Below are 6,068 nucleotides of genomic sequence, written 5' to 3'. Positions count from 1 at the left end.
GCGAGGGAACCCCGGAGCGAAGCGTAGGGGCCGGATGACGGGAGCGGGCGGTTTTTGGTTACTTTTTGCCAAGACAAAAAGTAACCCGCCGTAAGGGCGGAAAGGTGATTAAGCGCAAATCACGTAAAAGAATGGTAACTCGGTGTCCGCGCCCACACTGAATGAGCTTGAAGCTTGAAGCTTGAAGCTTGAAGCTTGAAGCTTGAAGCTTCAAGTTCTATTACGTTGTGTGGTTATTTGGAATAGCCTCACCCCGCCGGCGCCACCAACACCGGCACCTGCACCCCATCAATCACCTTCCCACTCACCGAAGGGTCCAACAACCGCCCCAGCCGCGACAAATGCCGGTGCCCCATGATGATCAACTCACACCCCAGCGCCCGCGCCTTCCCCACAATCACCTCAGCCGGCAGCCCAGCCATCATGTGCCCCTGGCACTCAAACCCCGCACGTTGCAGATCATCCACAGCCGCCGCCACAGCCTGATCCGCATGCTGCTGCTCCTCGCAAGCCGCAGGGTACTCCTGCATTTCCTCAGGCGTATAAGGCCCAGGCGCATCATGCACCGCAAAGGTGGCATCAATGGCCAGCAGCACATGCAGGCTGTGTTCCCCAGGTTGGCAATACCGCCTGGCCAGGGTAACCAGCGCGTGGGAGGCGGGGGAGGCGTCAATGGCAATAAGGACAGGGCAGGGCATCGTGTTTCCTTGAGTCGGCCAGGCAAAAAGGGCTGTCTTCCAGCCACCATTCTTCGCCCAACCCACCCTGTGGATAAATACCCCATCGCGCACGAGCGCATTGCACCAGACGCAATCGGGCAACCTGCTACCATCGCCCCATCGAAATAGCGCGACGGAAACCACCCCCATGCAACTCCCGGACATGAACCTGCTGGTCGCCCTCGATGTGCTGCTCGACGAGGGCAGCGTGGTGGGCGCCGCGCAGCGCATGAACCTGAGCCCCGCTGCCATGAGCCGCACCCTGGGGCGCATCCGGGAGGCGCTGGGCGACCCGATACTGGTGCGCGCCGGTCGCGGCCTGGTCCCCACCCCGCGCGCACTGGCCTTGCGCGATCAGGTGCACGGCTTGGTCGAGCAGGCCGGGCAGGTGTTCCGCAGCCGTGAAGGCGTGGACCTGGCCAACCTGCACCGGGCGTTCAACATCCGCACCAACGACCTGTTCATTGCCCTGTACGGGGCCAAGCTGCTGCGCATGATGCTGGCCCAGGCACCCCACACCGTGCTGCGCTTCGTGCCAGAGGGCAGTGGCGATGACGATGCCATGCTGCGCAACGGGCAGATCGACCTGATCGTCAGCTCCTCCGTGGAACTGGGCCCGGAGATCAAGGTGCAGAGCCTGTTCAATACCTACTTCGTGGGGCTGGCCCGTACCGACCACCCCATCTTCGACGGCCCCATTACCCCCGAACGCTTTGCCGCGTTCCCGCAGATCAGCGTGTCCCGTCGGGGCCGCGCCAATGGGCCAATCGATGTGGCCTTGGCCAACCACCGGGTGGAACGGCAAGTGGCACTGATCACCACCAGCTTCCATTCTGCGATGTTCTCGCTGCCGGACTCGGACCTGATCCTGCCCATACCCGCCAACATCCTGAACAGCGTGCAGCGCCTGAAACTGCCGTTGCGGTCCTTTGAGATCCCGGTGCCGCTGGAAACCGTCACCGTGATGCAGGCCTGGCACCCGCGCTTTGACAACGACCCCGCCCACCGCTGGCTACGCCAGACCATGAAAACCTGCGGTATCAGCGACCCGTGAAGGTTGTCGATTGCGTTTGACGCAATATAAACCTGCTGACAATTCAGTTTTCGTCATCATTCGACCTTCTTAAAATTGCTCCGGTCGCAAATATGTTGCTGGAGATTTCTGTTAATGAATGCCTTGTCTGCCCCTTCTACCGGAACCGCCGCCGCACCCGCGCCGGCCGTACCGGTGCCGAGCGCCTTCGGTCTGCGGGTGGTGGTTGGGCTGTTTGGCGTGTTGCTGGCCGTGCTGTGTGCGGGCCTGAACGAATCGGTGACCAAGATTTCCCTGGCCGATATCCGCGGGGCCATGGGCATTGGTGCCGACGAAGGCGCCTGGCTGCTGGCGGCGTACAGCGCCGCCTCGGTGTCGGCCATGGCCTTCGCGCCGTGGCTGGCTACCACCTTCTCCCTGCGGCGCTTCACCCTCTGCGCCATCGCGCTGTTCGCGGTGCTGGGCCTGCTGCAGCCATTTGCCCCCAACCTGCACAGCCTGATGCTGCTGCGGGTGCTGCAGGGCTTTGCCTCCGGTGCCTTGCCGCCGATGCTGATGAGCGTGGCCCTGCGCTTTCTGCCCCCAGGCATCAAGGTATATGGGCTGGCCTGTTATGCCCTGACAGCAACGTTCGGCCCCAACCTGGGCACGCCGCTGGCGGGCCTGTGGACCGAGTACGTGGGTTGGCAGTGGGCGTTCTGGCAGATCATTGCGCCGTCACTGCTGGCGGGTGCCTGCGTGGCCTGGGGCCTGCCGCAGGACCCATTGCGCCTTGAACGTTTCAAGCAGTTCGACTGGCGCGGTGTGCTGCTCGGCCTGCCGGCCATCAGCAGTATCGTGCTGGGGCTCTCGCTGGGCGACCGCTGGGGCTGGTTCGACTCGCCGCTGATCTGCTGGCTGCTGGGCGGGGGTGTGTTGCTGCTGGTGCTGTTTCTGTTCAACGAGTGGTCCGAGCCCCTGCCGTTCTTCCAGTTGCGCATGTTGTCGCGGCGCAACCTGAGTTTTGCCTTGCTGACACTGTGTGGCGTGCTGGTAGTGCTCTCGGGCGTAGGCAGCATCCCGTCAGCCTACCTGGCGCAGGTGCAAGGGTATCGGCCCGCGCAGACCAGCCCGTTGATGCTGCTGGTGGCCATGCCCCAGCTCATCGCGCTACCGCTTACCGCCGCACTGTGCAACATCCGCGCAGTGGATTGCCGGTGGGTGCTGGCTTGTGGGCTGGCCATGCTGTGCTGCTCGTGCATTGGCAGCAGCCTGCTGACCTCACAGTGGATACGGGGCGACTTCTACCCGTTCTACCTGCTGCAGGTGTTTGGCCAGCCTATGGCCGTGCTGCCCCTGCTGATGCTGTCCACCACGGGCATGAGCCCGCAGGACGGGCCGTTTGCATCCGCCTGGTTCAACACCGTCAAGGGCCTGTCCGCCGCCATCGCGGGCGGCCTGCTGGACGGGCTGGGTACCGTGCGCCGGCATTTCCATTCCAACCACCTGGTCGACAGCCTGGGCAATGCCGCGTTGGTAGACGGCAACACCCCTGGCCTGGCTGCACGCATTCACGAACAAGCCGCAGTACTGACCTCCGCCGACCTCTACCTGGTCATGGCGGGTGTCGCCGTTGCCCTGATCTGCCTGATTCCTTTCGTGCCTACCCGGGTCTACCCGCCGCGTGCGGTGGCCTGACCCCTGGATGACTTCGAGTAACGCTGAAATGACCCAAAACCGCAAAACCCTGTTCATTGGCTCGGTGCTGGCCGTGGCCGTGCTGGCCGCCCTCGTTGGCCCCTGGCTGTTCGGCAGTGACCACCGGCAGAGCACCAACGATGCCTATGTGATCGCCGACTACACCGTGGTCGCGCCCAAGGTCGCCGGCTTTATCAAGGACGTATTGGTGGAGGACAACCAGCAGGTCAAGGCTGGGCAGTTGCTGGCGACCATCGACGCCCGTGACTACCAGGCCGCCCTGGATGCTTCCCAGGCGCAGTTGCTGGTGGCCCAGGCACAAAGCGCCGACGCCCGCGCCACCCTTGACCGGCAGGGGGCACTGATCGCCCAGGCAGAAGCGGCGGTAAAGGCGGCCCAGGCCGAAGTGAGCTTTGCCGACCATGAAGTGCGCCGCTACGGCCGGCTGGCCGAACAGGGCGCCGGCACCGTGCAGAACGCCCAGCAAGCCCGCAGCCGGGTGGACCAGGCCCGGGCCCGTCTGGCCAATGCCCAGGCGGCGCTGGTGGCTACCCGCAAGCAGGTGGACATCCTCACCGCCCAGGTGGCCAGTGCCGATGGTCAGCTCAAACGTGCCGAAGCGGGCCTGGAAAAAGCCCAGCTGGATTTGTCGTACACCCGCATCACTGCACCGGTGGACGGCATGGTGGGTGAGCGCGCCTTGCGCGTGGGTGCCTATGTAACGCCCGGGGCGCGGCTGCTTTCGGTGGTGCCGTTGCAGCAGGCCTATGTGGTCGGCAACTTTCAGGAAACCCAGCTGACCCACGTGCAGCCCGGCCAGCCGGTGACTGTCAGCGTCGACACCTTCGCCGGTGAGCAACTGCACGGCCATGTGCAAAGCATCGCCCCGGCAACGGGCGTCACCTTCGCCGCCGTCAAACCAGACAACGCCACGGGTAACTTCACCAAGGTGGTGCAGCGCATCCCGGTGAAAATCGTGTTCGATGACGGGCAACCCCTGCTGAGCCGCCTGCGGGTTGGCATGTCAGTGGAGGCCACCATTGATACCCAGGCGCAAACACTGCAGGGCAGCGAGGTCAGTGCACGATGAAGCCGGCATTACGCTTGAGCCCGTTGCTGCTGGCCCTGTGCATGGCCGGCTGTACCCTGGGCCCGGATTTCCAGCGGCCCGACAGCCAGGCCCCGCAGCAGTGGGCCGGTATCCAGGGCCAGGCTGCGGCCAGCCAACCGCAACCTGAGCCGCTGGAAACCCGCTGGTGGGAAACCTTTCATGATGCGCAGCTCACCGCGCTGATCCAGCGGGTTGCCGAGCGCAACCTCGACCTGCAGATGGCCAGTGCGCGCCTGCTGCAAAGCCGGGCGATGCGCAGCACCGTGGCGGCCGACGAAGCGCCGACAGTGGAGGCCAACGCCGGTTACAGCCGCGCCCGCAACAGTGCCGAGGGCCTGAATGACCCCTCGGGCAAGGCCGGCAAGCAGGCGTTCAACCTGTGGCAGGGTGACCTGGTGGCCGGGTGGGAGCTTGACCTGTGGGGCCGTGTGCGACGGCAAGTTGAGGCGGCGGATGCCTCGGTACAGGTGGCCGAAAACGATCGCCGCGCCGTGTTGCTGGTATTGCTCTCGGAAACCGCCGGGGACTATATCCAGTTGCGCGCCGTGCAGCACACCCTGGCCGTGACGCAGGACAACCTCAAGGTCGCCCGGCATAGCCTGAAGCTGTCTGAAGACCGCCAGGCCGAGGGCGTCGCCACCCGGTTGGACGTGGCCCAGGCCAGTGCCCAGGTGGCGTCCATCGAAGCACGCCTGCCCACGCTGGAAGCCCGGCGTGACGACCTGATCAACGCCCTGAGCCTGCTCGCCGCCGAACCGCCGCGCAGCCTGCAGGCCCAACTGCAGCAGGGCGCCGACCTGCCGGCACCGCAACAGCGCTTTGCCATCGGTCTACCGTCCGAACTGGCCCAGCGCCGGCCCGACATTCGCCAGGCTGAAGCCCGCCTGCATGCGGCCACGGCCAGCATTGGCGTGGCCAAGGCCGACTTCTACCCCAGCATTCGGCTGTCGGGCAATGTGGGCTTCCAGGCCATGCAACTGGCCGATTTCGGCACGTGGGATTCGCGCCGCTTCGCGTTTGGGCCGCAGTTGTCGTTGCCGATTTTCGAAGGGGGCCGGCTCAAGGGCACCCTGGCGTTGCGCGAGGCGCAGCAGCAGGAAGCGGCGTTGAACTACCGCAAGGTGGTGCTGGGCGCGTGGCACGAGATCGACGACGTGCTGCGCCTGTACAACGCCAGCCAGCTGCGCCGCGATCACCTCGCCGAAGCCGTGCGCCAGAACCGTATCGCCCTGGAAACTGCCCAGCGCCAGTACGTGGAAGGCGCGGTGGACTTTCTCAATGTACTGACCGTGCAGGGCGCCTTGCTGACCAGTGAGGAGCAGCTGATCGACAGTTCGGCGGCGGTTTCCCAGGCCCTGGTGGGGTTGTACAAGGCGCTGGGCGGGGGGTGGCAGGGGTTTGAGCAGGGTTGAACCTTTGTGTCGATTGGTTTGCGGGGAGACGGGTGTGAGGGGTTACAGGTGCCCGCCTTGAGGGGTTTTTCGCCTGTGAGATCGAGCGCCGCCCGCGCGGCGCATCGCGAGCTGCG

The 6,068-nt window shown here is 65.0% G+C and carries 5 protein-coding genes; 4 read left to right on the top strand and 1 reads right to left on the bottom strand.

The annotated features are described in order from the left end of the window. Positions 1 to 248: 248 nt before the first annotated feature. Complete coding sequence (locus IAE33_RS24230; RefSeq protein ID WP_201165735.1) at positions 249 to 698, bottom strand: universal stress protein; 450 nt, start codon at positions 696 to 698, stop codon at positions 249 to 251. A gap of 169 nt (positions 699 to 867) precedes the next feature. On the opposite strand from IAE33_RS24230, the gene IAE33_RS24225 reads away from it, so the two are divergent. The 4 genes from IAE33_RS24225 to IAE33_RS24210 all read left to right on the top strand — a co-directional run bounded on the left by IAE33_RS24225 (position 868) and on the right by IAE33_RS24210 (position 5,952). Next, positions 868 to 1,773 (top strand): LysR family transcriptional regulator, encoded by a 906-nt coding sequence (locus IAE33_RS24225; protein ID WP_201165733.1) that lies wholly within the window; start codon positions 868 to 870, stop codon positions 1,771 to 1,773. A 114-nt stretch (positions 1,774 to 1,887) separates the two neighbouring features. Further along, positions 1,888 to 3,429, top strand: coding sequence for an MFS transporter (locus tag IAE33_RS24220; RefSeq protein WP_201165731.1), 1,542 nt, complete (start codon positions 1,888 to 1,890; stop codon positions 3,427 to 3,429). A 28-nt stretch (positions 3,430 to 3,457) separates the two neighbouring features. Further along, positions 3,458 to 4,519, top strand: coding sequence for an HlyD family secretion protein (locus IAE33_RS24215; protein WP_201165729.1), 1,062 nt, complete (start codon positions 3,458 to 3,460; stop codon positions 4,517 to 4,519). Continuing rightward, positions 4,516 to 5,952, top strand: coding sequence for an efflux transporter outer membrane subunit (locus IAE33_RS24210; protein WP_201165727.1), 1,437 nt, complete (start codon positions 4,516 to 4,518; stop codon positions 5,950 to 5,952). Before IAE33_RS24215 ends, IAE33_RS24210 begins: the two co-directional genes overlap by 4 nt. Positions 5,953 to 6,068 lie beyond the last annotated feature (116 nt).

This window comes from Pseudomonas sp. S60, from assembly GCF_016647865.1.
Classification (GTDB): domain Bacteria; phylum Pseudomonadota; class Gammaproteobacteria; order Pseudomonadales; family Pseudomonadaceae; genus Aquipseudomonas; species Aquipseudomonas parafulva.
The sequence above is the reverse complement of the archived record's forward strand: the minus strand, read 5'-3'. Positions and strand labels throughout refer to the sequence as shown.